The organism is Polaromonas sp. P1_F4, from assembly GCF_056405675.1.
In genome coordinates, this window is record NZ_JBFUBP010000005.1 from 1 (window position 1) to 17290 (window position 17290).

Here is a 17290-nt window from a genome sequence, read left to right on the forward strand (position 1 = left end):
AAGGACGAAGGCGGCCGCCACACGCCCTTCTTCAACAACTACCGCCCCCAGTTCTACTTCCGTACGACGGACGTGACCGGAGCGATCGAGTTGCCAGAAGGCAAGGAAATGGTCATGCCAGGCGATAACGTGTCGATCACCGTCAAGCTGATCAACCCGATCGCCATGGAAGAAGGCCTGCGCTTTGCCATCCGCGAAGGCGGCAAGACCGTCGGCGCCGGCGTCGTTGCCAAAATCATTGCGTAATTTCCGCAAACCATAAGGAATTACCATGGCCACCAAGCAAAAAATCCGCATTCGCCTGAAGGCGTTTGATTACAAGCTGATCGACCAGTCGGCAGCTGAAATCGTTGACACTGCCAAGCGCACCGGTGCGATTGTCAAGGGCCCTGTGCCCCTGCCAACGCGCATGAAGCGTTTTGACATCCTGCGTTCGCCCCACGTCAACAAGACGAGCCGCGACCAGCTGGAAATCCGCACGCACCAGCGTCTGATGGACATCGTGGACCCTACGGACAAAACCGTGGACGCCCTGATGAAGCTCGACCTGCCTGCCGGCGTGGACGTCGAAATCAAGCTGCAGTAAGCAAAAAATCGGGGTTTCGGCCACAAGCCGGCCCCCAAATCGACAGGTTTTAGCCCGGGTTTGCCATTTTTGGCCGCCTGGGCTATACTCTTGGGCTGTCCTTTACATATTGGCTTCTTGCTTCTATGGATTGGGTGGTTTTATTAACTGTCTTTCACATCAAAACGTCTGTGGCCAATTGAAGTCGCAGCGGTGAAAGTTACGAAAGAACACATCATGAGTCTGAGCAACTCCCTCGGGTTGCTGGGCCGCAAAGTTGGCATGATGCGTCTGTTTACGGATGATGGGGACACAGTTCCTGTTACCGTGGTGGATGTATCGAACAACCGCGTGACCCAGGTTAAAACCGAAGCAAATGACGGCTACGATGCCCTTCAAGTGGCATTTGGCGCGCGCAAAGCATCGCGCGTGACCAAGCCGGCCGCCGGCCACCTTGCGAAAGCAGGCGTTGAAGCTGGTGAAATCCTGAAAGAATTCCGCGTGACGGCTGACGTCGCAGGCAAATACGCTGCCGGTACTGTTGTGCCCGCAGCCGACGTGTTTGCCGTGGGCCAGCTGGTGGACGTGCAGGGCACCTCCATTGGTAAAGGCTACGCCGGCACCATCAAGCGCCACAACATGAGCTCGCAGCGCGCGTCGCACGGTAACAGCCGTTCGCACAACGTTCCCGGCTCTATCGGTATGGCGCAGGATCCCGGTCGCGTGTTTCCTGGTAAACGCATGACGGGCCACCTGGGTGACGTCACCGTGACCACGCAAAACCTGAACATCGTGCGCATCGACGAGGCCCGTCAGCTGCTGATGATTCGCGGCGCTGTGCCTGGTTCCAAAGGCGGTTTTGTCACGGTTCGCGCCGCGATCAAGGCCAAGCCCACCACCGCTGCTAAAGGAGCGAACTGATGCAGGTCGAACTCCTGAATGACCAAGGTCTGGCTTCGTCCAAAGTGGACGTGCCTGATACCGTGTTTGGTCGCGAATACAACGAAAGCCTGATTCACCAGGTGGTCGTGGCCTTCCAGGCCAACGCCCGCCAGGGTACCCGGGCCCAGAAGGACCGTGAGCAGGTTCGTCACTCGACCAAGAAGCCTTTTAAACAAAAGGGTACTGGTCGTGCTCGTGCTGGTATGACGTCTTCGCCGCTGTGGCGCGGCGGCGGTCGTATCTTCCCGAACATGCCTGATGAAAACTTCACGCAGAAGATCAACAAGAAGATGTATCGCGCCGGCATGGCGTCCATCTTCTCGCAACTGGCGCGCGAAGGCCGCCTGGCTGTGGTTGATTCGCTGGCTGTGGATTCACCCAAGACGAAAGTCCTGGCTGACAAGTTCAAGGCCATGAACCTCAACTCGGTGCTGGTCATCGCTGATGTGGTTGATGAAAACCTGTACCTGGCTTCCCGCAACCTGGTGAACATCCTCGTGGTTGAGCCCCGTTACGCCGATCCGGTGTCGCTGGTTCATTACAAGAAGGTTCTGGTCACCAAGGCTGCCATGGACCAACTCAAGGAGATGTTCGCATGAGCGCCCGTAACCCATCTTCTCCAAAACTGAAATTCGACGAAGGCCGCCTGATGCAGGTTCTGGTCGCTCCCATCGTGTCTGAAAAGGCGACGATGATTGCGGACAAGACCAATGCCGTGACCTTCAAGGTGCTGCAGGACGCAACCAAATTTGAAATCAAGGCTGCTGTGCAGCTGATGTTCAAGGTGGACGTCCAGTCGGTTGCCGTCCTGAACATCAAAGGCAAGACCAAGCGCTTTGGCAAATCTGTGGGCCGCCGCGACAACATTCGCAAGGCCTACGTGACGCTCAAGCCAGGTCAAGAACTCAACCTCGGTGGGGAGTCTGCGTAATGGCTGTCATTAAAATGAAACCCACCTCTCCCGGCATGCGCGGGATGGTGAAGATCTCCCGGGATCACCTGCACAAGGGTGAGCCTTACGCGCCGCTGCTGGAGCCACAATTCCAGAAGTCCGGCCGTAACAACAATGGGCACATCACGGTTCGCCACAAAGGCGGTGGTCACAAGCATCACTACCGTGTGGTCGACTTCAAGCGCAACAAGGATGCCATTCCGGCCAAGGTCGAACGTATCGAGTACGACCCCAACCGCACGGCCCACATTGCGCTGCTCTGCTACGCCGACGGCGAACGCACCTATATCATCGCCCCCCGCGGCCTTGAAGTCGGCGCCACGCTGATCAGCGGCTCGGAAGCGCCGATTCGCGTCGGCAACACCCTGCCGATTCGCAATATTCCTGTCGGTTCGACGATCCATTGCATCGAGATGCAAATCGGCAAGGGCGCGCAAATCGCCCGTTCCGCCGGCACCTCTGCAACCTTGTTGGCCCGCGAAGGTACCTACGCCCAGGTGCGTATGCGCTCCGGTGAAGTTCGCAAGATCCACATCGAATGCCGCGCCACCATTGGTGAAGTCGCCAACGAAGAACACAGCCTGCGCCGTCTCGGCAAGGCCGGTGTGAAGCGCTGGATGGGTATTCGCCCGACCGTTCGCGGTGTGGTGATGAACCCGGTTGACCACCCGCACGGCGGTGGCGAAGGCAAGACCGGCGAAGGCCGTCATCCTGTCGATCCATGGGGTAACCTGACCAAGGGCTACCGCACCCGCAACAACAAGCGCACGCAAGTGATGATTGTTTCGCGTCGCAAGAAGTAAGGCTAACCCATGACACGTTCACTCAAAAAAGGTCCGTTTGTCGACCATCATTTGGTAGCAAAAGCCGACAAGGCCGTTACCAACAAGGACAAAAAGCCGATCAAGACCTGGTCGCGTCGCTCCATGATCCTGCCCGAGTTCATCGGCCTGACCATCGCCGTTCACAACGGCAAGCAGCACGTACCTGTCTACATCACCGATCAAATGGTTGGCCACAAGCTGGGCGAGTTCGCACTCACCCGGACTTTCAAAGGTCATCCGGCTGATAAAAAAGTTGTGAGAAAGTAAGGAAAAGACCATGGAAACACGTGCAACCCTCCGGGGCGTTCGTCTGTCGGTCGACAAGGGCCGTCTGGTCGCTGACCTGATCCGCGGCAAGAAAGTGGATCAAGCCCTCAACATCCTGAATTTCACGCAGAAAAAAGCTGCTGGAATCATCAAGAAGGTTGTGGAGTCCGCCATCGCCAACGCTGAACACAACGATGGCGCCGACATCGACGAGCTGAAGGTGAAAACCATCTACGTCGAACAAGGTGCCACGCTCAAGCGTTTCTCCGCGCGCGCAAAAGGCCGCGGCAACAGCATCAGCAAGCCCACGTGCCATGTGTACGTGGTCGTTGGCAACTAAAGGCAGCAGGATATGGGACAAAAAATCAACCCAACCGGGTTTCGCCTTGCAGTTAGCCGCAACTGGTCTAGCCGCTGGTACGCAAGCAACCGTGATTTCGCCGGCATGCTGGCTGAAGACATCAAGGTTCGCGAGTACCTGAAGGCCAAGCTCAAGAATGCTGCGGTTTCGCGCGTTCTGATCGAGCGCCCCGCCAAGAATGCCCGCATCACGATTTTCTCGGCACGTCCGGGCGTCGTGATCGGCAAAAAAGGCGAGGATATCGAGAACCTCAAGAAAGAACTGAGCCGCCAGCTGGGCGTGCCGGTCGCCGTGAACATCGAAGAAGTTCGCAAGCCTGAAATTGATGCCAAGCTCATCGCTGACAGCATCACCCAGCAGCTTGAAAAACGCATCATGTTCCGCCGTGCGATGAAGCGCGCCATGCAAAACGCCATGCGTCTGGGTGCCCTGGGCATCAAGATCATGTCGTCCGGCCGCCTCAACGGCATTGAAATCGCTCGTTGCGAGTGGTACCGCGAAGGTCGCGTGCCTCTTCACACCCTGCGCGCCGACATCGACTACGGCACCTCTGAAGCCAAGACCACCTATGGTGTGATCGGCGTCAAGGTCTGGGTCTACAAGGGCGATACGCTGGGCCGCAACGATGCGCCAGGCGCCAAGATGGCGGAAACACCGGCCGACGAAGAACGCAAGCCGCGCGGCCCACGCCGTGATGCCCGTCCTGGCGATCGCCCTGGTTCCGACCGTCCTGCTCCACGCGGTGCCCGTGCACCACGCGGTGCGACCAACACCGCTCCGGTAGATGGAAGCGACAAGCCGGCTGAAGCTACTCCTGGTAGCGAAGCCCCGAAAACCACCGTTAAGCGCGTCCGTAAAGCCGCGCCAGCTGCAGCAGCTGACGGTGCCAAGACCGAGTAATCGGTCTATTAACGGAGAATCAAAATGCTGCAACCCGCTCGCAGAAAATACCGCAAAGAGCAAAAAGGCCGTAACACCGGCATCGCAACCCGGGGTTCCTCGGTTGCGTTCGGTGACTTCGGTCTCAAATGCACTGACCGTGGCCGTCTGACGGCCCGTCAAATTGAAGCCGCACGCCGTGCGATTTCCCGTCACGTCAAACGTGGCGGCCGTATCTGGATCCGTGTCTTCCCGGACAAACCGATTTCCCAAAAGCCTGCTGAAGTGCGTATGGGTAACGGTAAAGGTAACCCAGAGTACTACGTGGCTGAAATCCAGCCCGGCAAGATCGTCTTTGAAATCGTTGGTGTGCCTGAAGAGCTGGCCCGCGAAGCGTTCCGCCTGGCATCCGCCAAGCTGCCGCTGCGCACCACCTTCGTCAGCCGCATGATTGGCCAGTAAGGGGAAATGACAATGACCAAATCTACTGAACTGCGCCAAAAAGACGTTGCCGGCCTGAAAACCGAAGTCAAAGAGCTGCAAAAAGCCCACTTTGGCCTGCGCATGCAAAAAGCCACGCAGCAACTGACCAACCTTTCCACGCTGCGTTCCACGCGTCGCAGCATCGCTCGCGCCAAGACTATCCTGGCCGAAACCATCGTCAAGCAAGGAGCCAAAAAATGACGGAAGCTAAAAAATCCCTCAAGCGCACCTTGATCGGCAAGGTGGTCAGCGACAAGCGCGCCAAGACCGTCACGGTTCTGGTTGAGCGTCGTGTGAAGCATGAGCTGTACGGCAAGATCGTATCGCTGTCCAGCAAGTACCACGCCCATGACGAAAAAGGCGAGTACCACACGGGTGACGTGATCGAGATCACCGAAAGCCGCCCGATCTCCAAGACCAAGAACTGGGTTGTGACCCGTCTGGTTGAAAAGGCTGCGGTCGTTTAGGTCTTGAGTTCAACTTAAGGCTGACTCCGGTCACGCTCAAAAAACGGCTCACTTCGGTGGGCCGTTTTTGTTTGTGCTTTCTGCGATGCCGCTGGTGTGCCGCCGTCCCTCCGGGCTTTCGAAGTATGACCTTCACGTGCGCGCCGCCTTTTGCACAGTGAGCACACGCTTGCCGCCGCCGCACTACACTTCGGGTTTGATTTCCCCACTTCATTCACAACCCATCCATTCTTGAGGAGCACACCATGATCAAAGTAGGCGACACCCTTCCGGCCACCACGCTGATGGAATTTTCTGAAGTTGAAGGCAATGGCTGCAGCATTGGTCCCAACCCGGTCGACGTGGCCAAGGCCACTGCCGGCAAGACCATTGCGCTGTTCGCACTTCCTGGCGCGTTCACGCCGACCTGCTCGGCCAAGCACGTGCCCGGCTACGTAGAGAAGTTCGGGGAACTGAAGGCCGCAGGTGTTGACGAGGTCTGGTGCCTGAGCGTGAACGATGCGTTTGTCATGGGCGCCTGGGCACGCGACCAGAAGACCGGCGACAAGGTGCGTATGCTCGCCGATGGCAGTGCAGAGTTCGCCAAGGCCACCGGCCTGACGCTGGACCTCACGGCGCGCGGCATGGGCCTGCGCAGCAACCGCTACTCCATGCTGGTCAAGGATGGCAAGGTCGCCAGCCTGAATGTTGAAGGCCCTGGCAAGTTTGAAGTCAGCGATGCCGCCACGCTGCTGGCGCAAGCCAAAGGCTGATCACGCTGCCCCCCGGCCCTTACGGGTCTGTCAAAGCCGCTGCCTCTTTGTCAGCGGCTTTTTTTGTGCTCTGCTGGTGATGGTGGATTGACGTCGGTCAGTTAACTGCTATCAATAACATAGCTGCTTGCGCCCGGCGTTATTAGTCTTCAGCCTGTTCTATCTACAAATCGACTTTGAGGTAGTGCGCGCCCGGGATCGGGTTGTGATAGTAGGGCGGTATCTCGGAGAATCCCAGCTCGGCATACAGGGCGCGCGCCGATTCCATGTCGTCCAGCGTGTCCAGCAGCACCGAGGAATAGCCCGCCACGCGCGCCGCATCCAAAATCGCCTCCGCCAGCTGCCGGCCCAGACCGAGGCGGCGAAACGGCAGGCGTACATACAGCCGCTTCATTTCCCCGGCATTCGGGTAATCGACCGAATCCAGCGCCCGCAGCGCGCAGCAGCCGGCGACTTCGCCGTCGACCAAAGCCAGCAGCAGCGCACCCTCAGGGTCATCGTACTCACCGGGCAGTTCGGCCAGTTCGGCCTCAAAGTTCTGGAAGCACAGGTCAATGCCCAGCTGCTCCGCATACTCGCGAAAAATCAGCCGCGTGGCAGCCAGCTGCGCCGGCGTGTCGGGCGTGATGAACTGGATGGAGGGGCGTTGCACGGATCGGCGGGGAGAAGTCGACAACCAGTTTACCGTGATTTGCAACTGGGGAGCAGGCCCGGGACGCCCCGGCCGGAAGCATCAAAATGCAGGCGCGGCCAGTGTAGACACCCAGTAAGCCACGCCGCCGCAGACCGCCAGGATCAGCGCCGCAGCCAGGCGCGAGACCGTGTCGTCCCGCGATGGCGGGGCCGGCACCACCAGCTCCTTGTCGCCGTGCAGCATGGCGCCGACCAGGTTGTGCTTGCGGGTCAGGTAATAAACGATGGCCGCGATGTGCAATACCACCAGGGCCAGAAGCACCCACTTGCCAATGTTCTTGTGGTAGTTGGTTGCCAGGCCGACGGTGGCGTTGGAGACAAAACGTGTCAGCGGGCCGGCAAAGGCAATTTCGTCGTCGCTCAGCAGGCCCGTGCCGACCTGAGCCACCAGAAATCCCAGCATGGCGAACACCGAACCAGCGCCTATCGGGCTGTGGCCGACACCGTGCTCGGGTTTCCCTTGGCCTTTGAGGTAGCTGATGACGCTTTGGGGCGCATAGATGAACGCACCAAAACGAGACCAGCGCCCACCCACCAGGCCCCAGACAATGCGAAACAGCAGCAGGGCCAGCACGGTGTAGCCAAACCGGAAATGCCAGACCATGGCATTGCCGCCGATGGTGCCGGTAATGGCCAGCCCAAGCACACAAGCCACCAGCGCCCAGTGAAAAAACCGCGTGGGGAAATCCCAGACGCGCACCTTGTGAAGGTTTTTATTGGTGTACATGCTCACTCCTCGTTTTTTTGGTTGTTCTATGCAACGGTGCCCTTTATACGGCCTCGCTGCCACTTGGTGCTTTCCCGTAGCGCATAAGTTCCTGCGGAACTTATCAGGTCTGGCTAAACTCAGCCCTATGGCAACAGGCAAAGTGTGTTGCCATTGCCCCATCTTAAGAAAAAACCTACGAGGAAACCCATGAAAGCTTTTGCCTGTATCGCCGCGGCCGCCACATTGATGGCCATGGCTGCTCCGGCCTCCGCGCAGTTTGCCAAACCCGAAGATGCCATCAAATACCGCCAGAGCGCGTTGTTTGTCATGGGCCAGCACTTCGGGCGTGTCGGCGCCATGGCCAACGGCCGCGTGCCCTTCGACGCCAAGGTTGCAGCGGACAACGCAGAAATTGTGGCCGAGATGGCCAAGCTCCCGTGGGTCGCCTTTGGCCCCGGCACCGACAAGGGCGGCAACACCAAAGCCAAGCCTGAAATCTGGGCCGAACAGGCCAAGTTCAAGGAAGGCCATGAAAAGCTGGTCGCAGAGACCGCCAAGCTGGCCGCCGCGGCCAAGACCGGCAACCTTGACAACCTGAAGACCGCTTTCACGGCGACGGCTGGCAGTTGCAAGGCTTGCCACGACGCATTCCGTAGCCAGTAGCCCCCTGTTGAAGCTCACTTCGTGTAGCTTCCTCTCCCCCTCAGGGGAAATAGGTTCACCCCTATCCAAGCTCACTTTGTGTAGCTTGTTTCCCCCTCCAGGGGGCGAGGCCTGCGGTCTGGCAAAGCCAGTCCCGCGGCCTCTGCTTGAAGGGGCAAACGAAAAAGCCGGTTCAACGAACCGGCTTTTTCTTTTCTTGGGCGCCCGCCTCAGGTCTCTTTGAGAAGCTTTTCAATCAGCTGGTGCAGCGCCGCAAAGTCGGGCTCGCCCACGTACTGTTTGACGATCTCGCCACGCTTGTTGACCAGGTAAGTGGTGGGTGTGAGCTGGACATCGCCCCATGCTTTGGCCACTGCGCCGGTGTTGTCGATGGCCACCTTGAAAGGTAGTTGGCGCGTCTGCGTGTAATTGACGACATAGCTGGGTGGGTCGTAGCTCATGGCCACGGCCAGCGTGTCGTAGCCTTGGGATTGGTATTTGTTGTAGGTCGAAATGACCTTCGGCATTTCTGCCACACAGGTCACGCAGCTGGTGGCCCAGAAATTGACCAGGGTGACCTTGCCTTTGAGGTCTGCGGTGGTTTTTTTGCTGCCGTCCAGCAACACAAAGGTCGACTCCGGCGCGGCCTCGGCGCCGCCACATCCCGGCAGGCAGGCAAGGGCCGCCACAGCCAAGATACCGGCCAGTGCCGTGCGGCATACTGTCAGGCGGGATGTCAATTTCATTGGAAGGACCTCATCATGCTACGTCGCAATTTTAACCAGGCCGGCGTCAGCGCGTTGGGCGCACTGATATTGGCCACTTACCACCAGGCCCACGCACTCTCGCTCGGGGACTTGTCCGGCATCAGCAATGCCGACGCCAGCGCCGGCCTGAAAACAGCCCTTGAGAAAGGCGCTGTCGCCGCAGTCGCCCTGCTGGGCAAGACAGATGGATTCCTCGGCAACCCAAAAGTTCGCATTCCCTTGCCCGGATATCTCGAAGATGCGTCGAAATTGCTAAAAAACTTCGGCCAGGGCAAGCGGATCGATGAACTGGTGACGTCCATCAACCGGGCCGCCGAAGCTGCCGTGCCCATGGGAAAGGACCTGCTGGTCAATGCGGTACGCACCATGAACGTGAATGACGCGAAAAACATCCTGACCGGCGGCGAAACCTCGGTGACCAGTTTCTTTGCCGAGAAAACCCGCACCCCGCTGGGCGTGAAATTCCTGCCGGTGGTGACCAAGGCGACCGAAAAAGTCGGCCTGGCCAACAAGTACAACGAATTCGCCGGCAGGGCCGCCGGCTTTGGCCTGGTCAAGAAAGAAGACGCCAACATCCAGCAGTACGTGACCGGCAAATCGCTGGACGGCCTGTACCTGATCATCGGCGAGGAGGAAAAGAAGATCCGGCAAGACCCGGTAGGCACGGGCAGCGCCATCCTCAAGAAGGTCTTCGGATCCATGAAATAACGGGTTTTCTGAAATATTGCATCGGAAATTGGCTTCCAGCCCATATAGGGCGGGCGCAAGCAGCTATCAAAAAGTGAGCAACATAGAGGGCAGGGCAGCGGGATCTGGTTCAGGAACAGAGACGGCGTTTTCATGGGGCGGCGGCTCCGAAAAAACGCATTTGCTTACATGCGGTTGGTAAATATGACCACGCGGGAAATGCCTTAACAGCCTCGCCGATAAACGTGCTCTGATGAGGTTGCAGCGAACGGTCTGGAGCGGCTGCAGATACTGCGGATCACCGACGGTATGTGAAGAATGCCGCTCAAGCCACCAAGCTGGGTTATGCAGGCTTCGTCCCGTGGCTGGGGGGCAACGGATGGACGCCGGCATGAAGCGCCGCAACATCAGCAAATCCGGACAATTGCCGAAACATGGATTTATCATCAAGACGGACAGCCACCGCTTCTCAGTGGGTGGCAACCTTGCGGTTCACGCTTCGGGGTTGCGTCCGGTACGGATTCGCGCTTCGCACTCCCGCACGAAACCCACGAGGTGAGCCATGAACGAGCACCCCGATCCATGCCCCAGGGGCGCCAGCCCAGCCCCTTTTGCCGCCACGGTGTCGGCGGTCACGGTATCTGGTGTGCGGCGGAAGTTATTGCTGGTTGTGCTGACGTTCGTCTCCCATGCCGCCTTCGCGGCCTCCTTGCTCAATGAGCCCATCCAGCCAATCCCCCTCACACTGAAGCAGGACCCGGCCCGTGCCGAAATCGGGCGGCAGCTGTTTCACGATCCACGCCTGTCCGGAAATGGCCGCGTGTCCTGTTTCAGCTGCCATGACCTGACCAAGGGCGGCGGTGACGGCCGTGACCGCTCCGTCGGGCTCAACGGCGGGCTGACCGGCGTCAATGCCCCCACGGTGTTCAATGCGGCGCTCAATTTCAGGCAATTCTGGAACGGCCGCGCCGAATCGCTGGAGTCCCAGGTGGACCATGTCATGCTGAACCCGATTGAAATGGGGTCGAAGTGGGAAGAAGTGGTTCGCAAGATAGCGGACGACGCGAAATACAAAAGCGCGTTTGCTGCCGCCTACAAAGACGGCGTGACCAAAGCCAATATCCAGAACGCCATCGCGGCATTCGAGCGGACGCTGATCACACCCAACTCACGCTTTGACAAATATTTGCGTGGCGACGCCAACGCCATTACCGACGCGGAGAAGGTGGGCTACGCCAAGTTCAAGCAATACGGGTGCGTTGCCTGCCACCAGGGCGTCAATGTGGGCGGCAACATGTTCCAGAAGTTCGGCGTCATGGGCGACTATTTCGCAAAGCGGGGCAACCCGACGGAGGCCGATCTTGGCCGGTACCTCGTCACCAAGGTGGAAAGCGACAAGCACGTCTTCAAGGTGCCGAGCCTGCGCAACATCGCGCTGACGGCGCCTTATTTTCACGATGCCTCGGCCAAGACACTGGAAGATGCCGTCGATGTCATGTTCAGGTACCAGCTCGGGCGCGTTGCCTCCAAAGAAGACAAGGCGTCCATCGTCAAGTTCCTCAATACGCTCACCGGCGAACGGGACTTCAAACCGTGAAAAAAAAGAATCAACTTGCCCTGGCGCCTATGGCGGCAATCACCGCCGTGCTGCTGTCCATCCTGGTGTTCCTGTATAGCAAAACCCAAAGCTTTGACGAGTCGCACTACTTTGAGGATATGGCCGTGTTGCGCCATCTGAAGCAGCTGGACGCGCAATGGGAGCTGGATGTGCTGAAGTCCAGGATCGGGATCAACACGCACTACGATGCGCTGGCCGACAACCAGGGCGGGATGGCCCGGCTCATGGAACAACTCGAGTCGGGCACCCACGCCCACAAGCACGATGCATCCGGGCAGGTGGACAAGCTCGCGTCGCTGGAACGCGCCGTGCAGGACAAAGCCGCCCTGATCGAGCAATTCAAGTCGCACAACTCTGTGCTGCGAAACTCGCTGGCCTTTCTTCCCACCGCAGCGGAAGATGTCCAGCAGTCGCTCGGGCCCGGCCGCGGTACCACAGAGCTGGCGCTCCGGCAGATTTCGTCTGGCGTCAGCAGGCTGCTGCTCGCGAGCATGCTGTACAGCCAGAGCCCGACCGACGAAAAGGGTGCCGAGATAGAAGAAGAACTGGGCCGGCTTGACGGCAAGCTGCGCCATACTCCGCCGGGCATTGCCGACAGGCTGGGGATCTTCCGCGCGCATGTCCAGACCATCCTGCGCGAACAAAAAACAGTCAATGAACTTCTCGCGGGTATTTCCTCGGCACCGACCGCCAAATTGCTCGATGCGGCCAACGATGCATCAACGATCGAGCAGCAGCGCGCGGGGGTGGAGGGCGAGCGCTACGGCCGCTACCTGCTGATTTTCTCGGCGGTGCTGGTGGCCCTGCTGCTGTATGCAGCCCTTCACGTGTTTCGCAGCCATGCCGTGATCCGGCGCGTCAACACGGAACTCCAGGCGGCCAATGAGCACCTCGAACAGCGCGTGCAGGAACGGACGCAGGAGCTGCGCCAGGCGCAAAGCGAGCTGATGACCGCGGCGCGCCAGGCGGGCATGGCAGAGATCGCCACCAATGTGCTGCATAACGTGGGCAACATCCTCAACAGCGTCAACGTCTCGGCCGACCTCATCGGCAGCACCTTGCACAAATCCAGGGTGCAGGGGCTTTCCCGGGGCGTGCAGCTGATGAACGAGCATGCCGGGGACCTGGCCCATTTTCTGGTTCATGACGAGAAGGGCAAGATACTGCCCGGCTATTTGAATGGAATCTCCCAGACCCTGGTGCAGGAGCAGCAGGGCATGCTCAAGGAGCTGGAACTCCTCACCAGAAGCATCGACCACATCAAGGACGTCGTCGCCACCCAGCAGTCGCACGCAGGCGGAAGCAGCATTGTTGAACCGGTGCAGATCTGTGACCTGGTGGAGGACGCCCTGCGAATGAACGGTGTCTCTCTGGCGCGCCACGGGGTCACTGTGGTGAAGGAGTTCGCGCAGATGCCAGAAGCACTGCTGGACCGTTCCCGGGTGCTGCAGATTCTCGTGAACCTGATCAGCAACGCCAAAAATGCCATGGCGGGTATGTCGGCCGCATCGCACCAGATCACATTGCGGGTGGAGCCTGTTGGCGAGTCGACCTTGCGGGTCTCTGTCATGGATAAGGGAGAGGGGATACCGGCGGAAAACCTCACGCGGATTTTCTCGCACGGATTTACGACGCGCAAAACAGGCCACGGCTTTGGTTTGCACAGTTGCGCGCTGGCGGTCAGCCAGATGGGCGGGACACTTTCCGCTCACAGCGACGGGCCGGGTCTGGGGGCCACCTTCACACTGGAGCTGCCAATGGATATCGCGCAGACCAAATCATGACGCAGCTACAGAACCAGCGCATCCTGCTGATCGACGACATGCTGTCGATTCATGAGGACTTTCGCAAAATCCTCGCGGCGAAACCGGTGGCGCGTGATCTGGACGTTGCCGAAACCGAATTGTTTGGTGAGGTCACGCAGATTTCCTACGGTGATTTTGAACTGGACTCCGCTTATCAGGGCGCCGAAGGTGTGGCAATGGTGGAGGAATCCATCCGGGCCGGGCGGCCCTATGCCATGGCTTTTGTGGACATGCGCATGCCGCCGGGCTGGGACGGGGTGGAGACCATCGAGCGGCTTTGGGGTGTTGATCCGCATGTGCAGATCGTGATCTGCACAGCCTACTCCGACCATCCCTGGGAAAATGTGCTGGCGCGGCTGGACGTGCAGGACCGCCTGCTGGTGCTCAAAAAGCCATTCGACATGATCGAAGTCAGCCAGCTCGCGAGAACACTGACCGCCAAATGGGAGCTGGCGCGGCGCGCGGCAGCACAGGTGAGCAGCCTGGAAGATACCGTGCAGGATCTCAGGGCAACCGAAGCGGCTTTGCGCCAGTCCAACAAGGAACTCGAAGCCTTCTCGTATTCGCTCGCGCATGACTTGCGCTCTCCCCTGAACTCGATTGACGGCTTCAGCCATTTGCTGCAAAAGGCCGTCAGCGGTGATGCGGCGGAACGCGCGAGGCATTACCTGAGCCGGATACGCGAGGGAGTCAGGCAAATGGGTGAGCTCACGGATGGCCTTCTGCTGCTGGCCCAGGTGTCCCGTACCAACCTGAAGATCGAGACAGTCGACCTCACGGCAATAGCCGAGCGCGTGCGCGGTGACTGCCAGAAACGCAATACCGCGCGGGATGTGAAAGTCCACATAACGCCCAACCTTACCGCTGTGGGTGACTCCGCGTTGCTGTGCCAGGTAATGGAAAACCTTATTTCCAACGCATGGAAGTTCACCGCCCATGCCACTGCCCCCGAGATCTGGGTTGGGGCGCAGCACCCCGACAACGAAAGTACGATTTATTTCGTCCGTGATAACGGCGCCGGGTTTGACATGACCTATGCAGACAAATTGTTCGGTACCTTCCAGCGCCTGCATTCGCCGGGCGAGTTTGCAGGAATGGGAATCGGGCTGGCAAGCGCTCACCGGATCATTTCCCGTCACGGCGGTCGCATCTGGGCCGAAGGCGCGGTGGGGCAGGGCGCCACATTCTTCTTCACCATACCATCGCCTGTGCGGCAACACTCGCCCGATGAAAGCCCGGCTGATGCGAAAAAACACAGGAGCCAGCCATGACTCAACTGCAGAACCGGCGCATTTTGCTGATCGACGACATGCCGTCCATCCACGAAGACTTCCGGAAAATTCTTGCGTCCAGGCCGGTTGCGCATGACCTGGATGATGCCGAAGCCCTGTTGTTTGGCGACGCCGCACCGGTGTCCGATGATGGCTTTGAGCTGGACTCGGCCTACCAGGGACGTGAAGGTCTGGACAAGGTCGAGGCGTCCATTCAAGCTGGGCGGCCCTATGCCATGGCCTTTGTGGACATGCGCATGCCGCCGGGCTGGGATGGTGTGGAGACCATCGAACGGCTCTGGCGTGTAGATCCGCAGGTACAGATCGTCATATGCACTGCCTACTCCGACCACGCCTGGGAAGACGTGTTCGCGCGGCTGGAAGCCCGGGACCGGCTTTTGATTCTCAAAAAACCGTTCGACCCGGTTGAGGTCAGCCAGCTGGCAAGAATGCTGACCACCAAATGGGAGCTGGCGCAGCAGGCGGCAGCGCAGATGAGCGGCCTGGAGGAAGCCGTGCAGGAGCGCACCCACGCCTTGCATGACAGCGAATCGCAACTGCGCCAGATCACGGACAGCGTGCCTGCCTTGATTGCCTATATCGATGCCGAACAGCGCTTTCAGTTCCATAACCTTGCCTACGAGGAAGTTCTTGGCCTGGAGCACGGCCAGATCCACGGCAAGACCATGCGCGAGCTGATGGGTGACGAGCTTCACGAAAAAGAGCGGGGCAAGATTGAAGAGGCGCTCGCTGGTTACGCGGCGCAATACGACCGCACGCAGGCCACGTCAGCCGGCCAGCTGCGCGACTACGTCATGCAGTACTTTCCACGCTACGGCGAAAACGAGGACGAAGGCAAGGTCGTCGGCTTTTTCTCGCTGGGTACCGACGTGACCGAACTCAAGCGCATTGACCGCATGAAGAGTGAGTTTGTCTCTACCGTCAGTCATGAGTTGCGCACCCCGCTGACTTCCATTCGCGGCTCACTGGGCTTGATCGCGGGCGGCGTGGCCGGGGAGCTGCCGGCCATGGCCAAAAACCTGGTCGGCATCGCCACCAACAATTGCGAACGGCTCATCAGGCTCATCAACGACATTCTTGACAGCGAAAAAATCGAATCCGGGAAAATGCGTTTTGACTTCCAGCAGATGGAGCTGCAGCCTTTGCTGGCGCAAGCCCTGACAGCCAACGAAGGCTTCGCAGGCCAGCACAACGTCAAGCTGGTTCTGGACGCCCCGGCGGAGGCGGTAAGGGTCAGCGTCGACAGCGACAGGCTGACCCAGGTCATTACCAACCTGTTGTCCAACGCCGTGAAATTCGCGCCGGCCCAGTCTCGCGTGGAAGTCCGGCTGCTGTGCAAGAACGGCAGGGTCCGGGTGGAAGTCGCCGACAGCGGCCCCGGCATTCCCGAAGAGTTCCGAAAGCGCATCTTTCAGAAATTCTCGCAGGCCGACACATCGGACACCCGAAAAATGGGTGGTACGGGCCTGGGCCTGAATATTTCGCGCGCCATCGTGGAGAGGATGGGCGGCCAAATCGGGTTCACGACGGAAACCGGCGTCGGAACCGTTTTCTTCTTTGAGCTGCCCGAGGCGGTGCCGGCGCCGATTGAAACCAGCATCAGGTCCGGCGTGGCGAACAGGCCGCTCATCCTGGTCTGCGAGGACGATCCTGACATTGCCCGCCTGATCAACCTGATGCTTGATAAAGGCGGCTTTGATTCGGACATGGTGCATAGCGCAGGGCAGGCGCTGGAGCAAGTCATGCTGATGCCCTACGCTGCCATGACGGTCGACTTGAACCTGCCCGACCAGGACGGCATCAGCCTGATCCGTGCACTGCGCCGCGAAGAGGCAACGAAAGACCTGCCGATCGTGGTGGTCTCGGCCAACGCCGAAGAAGGCGAACTCGAATTCAATACCCAGCCGCTGGCGGTTTCAACATGGCTGGAAAAACCCATCGACGAAAACCTGCTGATCCTCAGTTTGCACCGTGCCATCGGCAACATGGCTGAAGGCCGGCCGCGCATTCTGCACGTCGAAGACGACCTCGATATCCAGCGCATTGCCGCGGCCATTGCCCAGGACTTTGCCACCTTTGAATTTGCCGCCACGCTGCGCGAGGCACGCGACCAGCTGGCGCGCCGCCGTTACGACCTGGTGCTGCTTGACCTGACACTGAAAGACGGCTCGGGCTGGGGGCTGCTGGACACCATTGAAGCGCTGGACATCGTGCCGCCAGTGGTCGTGTTTTCTGCGCACGATGTGGAGTCAAAGCAAAGCCAGCGCGCCGAAGCTGTGCTGGTCAAGGCACACACCTCCAACGAAGAACTGATTCGAACCCTGCAGCGGGTGCTCGATGAAAGCCTCTGGGGAACGGTTCACCCACCTCTGAGTGCCTAGCTCACCCCCGTCCAGGCTCACTGCGTGTAGCCTGTTCCCCCCTTCCAGGGGGCGGCGCCTGCGGTCTGGCAAAGCCAGTCCCGCGGCCCCTGCTGGTGAAATACCTCCATCACTGGCGTACTCACAGAATCTTCAGGCCAGCTCGAGCCGTGGAACCGGCTTTGCCGGGCCACAGGCGGGCGGCCCCCTCGGGGGGCAGCGACC

22 protein-coding genes are annotated in these 17290 nt (G+C 59.4%); 19 read left to right on the forward strand and 3 right to left on the reverse strand.

Translation table 11 applies throughout. The features are described 5' to 3' along the window. The 13 genes from AC1DYQ_RS11620 to AC1DYQ_RS11680 all read left to right on the forward strand — a co-directional run. Positions 1 to 246: EF-Tu C-terminal domain-related protein (locus tag AC1DYQ_RS11620; RefSeq protein ID WP_477686924.1), on the forward strand; the 246-nt coding region annotated here is incomplete at its 5' end. A 25-nt stretch (positions 247 to 271) separates the two neighbouring features. Continuing rightward, positions 272 to 586, forward strand: a complete 315-nt coding sequence (gene rpsJ / locus AC1DYQ_RS11625) for a 30S ribosomal protein S10 (RefSeq protein ID WP_007838118.1) — start codon at positions 272 to 274, stop codon at positions 584 to 586. A 216-nt stretch (positions 587 to 802) separates the two neighbouring features. Then, entirely contained in the window at positions 803 to 1486 is a 684-nt protein-coding gene (gene rplC / locus AC1DYQ_RS11630) for a 50S ribosomal protein L3 (protein WP_011481229.1), read from the forward strand. Beyond that, a complete protein-coding gene (rplD, locus tag AC1DYQ_RS11635; protein ID WP_011481230.1) occupies positions 1486 to 2106 on the forward strand; it encodes a 50S ribosomal protein L4 in 621 nt (206 codons plus the stop codon). Before rplC ends, rplD begins: the two co-directional genes overlap by 1 nt. Next, positions 2103 to 2438 (forward strand): 50S ribosomal protein L23, encoded by a 336-nt coding sequence (gene rplW / locus AC1DYQ_RS11640; protein WP_457281637.1) that lies wholly within the window; start codon positions 2103 to 2105, stop codon positions 2436 to 2438. Before rplD ends, rplW begins: the two co-directional genes overlap by 4 nt. Next, positions 2438 to 3262: a 50S ribosomal protein L2 gene (gene rplB, locus AC1DYQ_RS11645; RefSeq protein ID WP_011481232.1), complete on the forward strand. Its 825-nt coding sequence runs from the start codon at positions 2438 to 2440 to the stop codon at positions 3260 to 3262. Before rplW ends, rplB begins: the two co-directional genes overlap by 1 nt. 9 nt (positions 3263 to 3271) lie before the next feature. Next, a complete protein-coding gene (rpsS, locus tag AC1DYQ_RS11650) occupies positions 3272 to 3550 on the forward strand; it encodes a 30S ribosomal protein S19 (RefSeq protein WP_007866503.1) in 279 nt (92 codons plus the stop codon). Between the two features lie 10 nt (positions 3551 to 3560). Beyond that, positions 3561 to 3890, forward strand: a complete 330-nt coding sequence (gene rplV, locus AC1DYQ_RS11655) for a 50S ribosomal protein L22 (RefSeq protein WP_007866508.1) — start codon at positions 3561 to 3563, stop codon at positions 3888 to 3890. Between the two features lie 12 nt (positions 3891 to 3902). Beyond that, positions 3903 to 4811 (forward strand): 30S ribosomal protein S3, encoded by a 909-nt coding sequence (rpsC, locus tag AC1DYQ_RS11660; protein ID WP_477686925.1) that lies wholly within the window; start codon positions 3903 to 3905, stop codon positions 4809 to 4811. 24 nt (positions 4812 to 4835) lie between these two features. Then, a complete protein-coding gene (rplP, locus tag AC1DYQ_RS11665) occupies positions 4836 to 5252 on the forward strand; it encodes a 50S ribosomal protein L16 (RefSeq protein ID WP_122954483.1) in 417 nt (138 codons plus the stop codon). 12 nt (positions 5253 to 5264) lie between these two features. Continuing rightward, positions 5265 to 5474 (forward strand): 50S ribosomal protein L29, encoded by a 210-nt coding sequence (rpmC, locus tag AC1DYQ_RS11670; RefSeq protein WP_431098894.1) that lies wholly within the window; start codon positions 5265 to 5267, stop codon positions 5472 to 5474. After that, positions 5471 to 5740, forward strand: coding sequence for a 30S ribosomal protein S17 (rpsQ, locus tag AC1DYQ_RS11675; protein WP_457281635.1), 270 nt, complete (start codon positions 5471 to 5473; stop codon positions 5738 to 5740). Before rpmC ends, rpsQ begins: the two co-directional genes overlap by 4 nt. Before the next feature lie 245 nt (positions 5741 to 5985). Then, complete coding sequence (locus AC1DYQ_RS11680) at positions 5986 to 6492, forward strand: redoxin family protein (protein WP_477686926.1); 507 nt, start codon at positions 5986 to 5988, stop codon at positions 6490 to 6492. A 163-nt stretch (positions 6493 to 6655) separates the two neighbouring features. Here AC1DYQ_RS11680 and AC1DYQ_RS11685 read toward each other — a convergent pair whose 3' ends face one another. Both AC1DYQ_RS11685 and AC1DYQ_RS11690 read right to left on the reverse strand, forming a co-directional pair. Then, positions 6656 to 7144 carry a GNAT family N-acetyltransferase gene (locus AC1DYQ_RS11685; RefSeq protein ID WP_477686927.1) on the reverse strand — a complete coding sequence of 163 codons (489 nt, stop codon included), beginning with the start codon at positions 7142 to 7144 and terminating at the stop codon, positions 6656 to 6658. 81 nt (positions 7145 to 7225) lie between these two features. After that, a complete protein-coding gene (locus AC1DYQ_RS11690) occupies positions 7226 to 7912 on the reverse strand; it encodes a cytochrome b/b6 domain-containing protein (RefSeq protein ID WP_477648233.1) in 687 nt (228 codons plus the stop codon). Positions 7913 to 8101: 189 nt separating this feature from the next. Between AC1DYQ_RS11690 and AC1DYQ_RS11695 the strand changes: the two genes are divergently transcribed. Further along, positions 8102 to 8557 carry a c-type cytochrome gene (locus AC1DYQ_RS11695; RefSeq protein WP_477686928.1) on the forward strand — a complete coding sequence of 152 codons (456 nt, stop codon included), beginning with the start codon at positions 8102 to 8104 and terminating at the stop codon, positions 8555 to 8557. A 209-nt stretch (positions 8558 to 8766) separates the two neighbouring features. On the opposite strand, the gene AC1DYQ_RS11700 is transcribed toward AC1DYQ_RS11695, so the two are convergent. Continuing rightward, positions 8767 to 9282: a TlpA disulfide reductase family protein gene (locus AC1DYQ_RS11700; protein WP_457281630.1), complete on the reverse strand. Its 516-nt coding sequence runs from the start codon at positions 9280 to 9282 to the stop codon at positions 8767 to 8769. 15 nt (positions 9283 to 9297) lie between these two features. Between AC1DYQ_RS11700 and AC1DYQ_RS11705 the strand changes: the two genes are divergently transcribed. From AC1DYQ_RS11705 to AC1DYQ_RS11725, 5 genes are all read left to right on the forward strand, one after another. Continuing rightward, positions 9298 to 10011, forward strand: a complete 714-nt coding sequence (locus AC1DYQ_RS11705; RefSeq protein ID WP_477686929.1) for a DUF4197 domain-containing protein — start codon at positions 9298 to 9300, stop codon at positions 10009 to 10011. Positions 10012 to 10552: 541 nt separating this feature from the next. Then, positions 10553 to 11587 (forward strand): cytochrome-c peroxidase, encoded by a 1035-nt coding sequence (locus tag AC1DYQ_RS11710; RefSeq protein ID WP_477686930.1) that lies wholly within the window; start codon positions 10553 to 10555, stop codon positions 11585 to 11587. Next, complete coding sequence (locus AC1DYQ_RS11715) at positions 11584 to 13392, forward strand: DAHL domain-containing protein (protein WP_477686931.1); 1809 nt, start codon at positions 11584 to 11586, stop codon at positions 13390 to 13392. Before AC1DYQ_RS11710 ends, AC1DYQ_RS11715 begins: the two co-directional genes overlap by 4 nt. Then, the gene (locus tag AC1DYQ_RS11720; protein ID WP_477686932.1) at positions 13389 to 14684 is read left to right on the forward strand and encodes a sensor histidine kinase; all 1296 of its coding nucleotides are present in this window, start codon (positions 13389 to 13391) and stop codon (positions 14682 to 14684) included. The genes AC1DYQ_RS11715 and AC1DYQ_RS11720 overlap by 4 nt, the downstream gene beginning before the upstream one ends. After that, on the forward strand, positions 14681 to 17086 hold the full coding sequence (locus tag AC1DYQ_RS11725; RefSeq protein ID WP_477686933.1) for a response regulator: 2406 nt from the start codon (positions 14681 to 14683) through the stop codon (positions 17084 to 17086). The genes AC1DYQ_RS11720 and AC1DYQ_RS11725 overlap by 4 nt, the downstream gene beginning before the upstream one ends. Positions 17087 to 17290: the final 204 nt, after the last annotated feature.

Excerpts from the sequence above, each read along its gene's own strand:
- rpsJ (WP_007838118.1), top strand. The coding sequence starts at position 272 with ATGGCCACCAAGCAAAAAATCCGCATTCGCCTGAAGGCGTTTGATTAC.
- rplC (WP_011481229.1), top strand. The coding sequence starts at position 803 with ATGAGTCTGAGCAACTCCCTCGGGTTGCTGGGCCGCAAAGTTGGCATG.
- rplD (WP_011481230.1), top strand. The coding sequence starts at position 1,486 with ATGCAGGTCGAACTCCTGAATGACCAAGGTCTGGCTTCGTCCAAAGTG.
- rplW (WP_457281637.1), top strand. The coding sequence starts at position 2,103 with ATGAGCGCCCGTAACCCATCTTCTCCAAAACTGAAATTCGACGAAGGC.
- rplB (WP_011481232.1), top strand. The coding sequence starts at position 2,438 with ATGGCTGTCATTAAAATGAAACCCACCTCTCCCGGCATGCGCGGGATG.
- rpsS (WP_007866503.1), top strand. The coding sequence starts at position 3,272 with ATGACACGTTCACTCAAAAAAGGTCCGTTTGTCGACCATCATTTGGTA.
- rplV (WP_007866508.1), top strand. The coding sequence starts at position 3,561 with ATGGAAACACGTGCAACCCTCCGGGGCGTTCGTCTGTCGGTCGACAAG.
- rpsC (WP_477686925.1), top strand. The coding sequence starts at position 3,903 with ATGGGACAAAAAATCAACCCAACCGGGTTTCGCCTTGCAGTTAGCCGC.
- rplP (WP_122954483.1), top strand. The coding sequence starts at position 4,836 with ATGCTGCAACCCGCTCGCAGAAAATACCGCAAAGAGCAAAAAGGCCGT.
- rpmC (WP_431098894.1), top strand. The coding sequence starts at position 5,265 with ATGACCAAATCTACTGAACTGCGCCAAAAAGACGTTGCCGGCCTGAAA.
- rpsQ (WP_457281635.1), top strand. The coding sequence starts at position 5,471 with ATGACGGAAGCTAAAAAATCCCTCAAGCGCACCTTGATCGGCAAGGTG.
- AC1DYQ_RS11680 (WP_477686926.1), top strand. The coding sequence starts at position 5,986 with ATGATCAAAGTAGGCGACACCCTTCCGGCCACCACGCTGATGGAATTT.
- AC1DYQ_RS11690 (WP_477648233.1), bottom strand. The coding sequence starts at position 7,912 with ATGTACACCAATAAAAACCTTCACAAGGTGCGCGTCTGGGATTTCCCC.
- AC1DYQ_RS11695 (WP_477686928.1), top strand. The coding sequence starts at position 8,102 with ATGAAAGCTTTTGCCTGTATCGCCGCGGCCGCCACATTGATGGCCATG.
- AC1DYQ_RS11700 (WP_457281630.1), bottom strand. The coding sequence starts at position 9,282 with ATGAAATTGACATCCCGCCTGACAGTATGCCGCACGGCACTGGCCGGT.
- AC1DYQ_RS11705 (WP_477686929.1), top strand. The coding sequence starts at position 9,298 with ATGCTACGTCGCAATTTTAACCAGGCCGGCGTCAGCGCGTTGGGCGCA.
- AC1DYQ_RS11710 (WP_477686930.1), top strand. The coding sequence starts at position 10,553 with ATGAACGAGCACCCCGATCCATGCCCCAGGGGCGCCAGCCCAGCCCCT.
- AC1DYQ_RS11720 (WP_477686932.1), top strand. The coding sequence starts at position 13,389 with ATGACGCAGCTACAGAACCAGCGCATCCTGCTGATCGACGACATGCTG.
- AC1DYQ_RS11725 (WP_477686933.1), top strand. The coding sequence starts at position 14,681 with ATGACTCAACTGCAGAACCGGCGCATTTTGCTGATCGACGACATGCCG.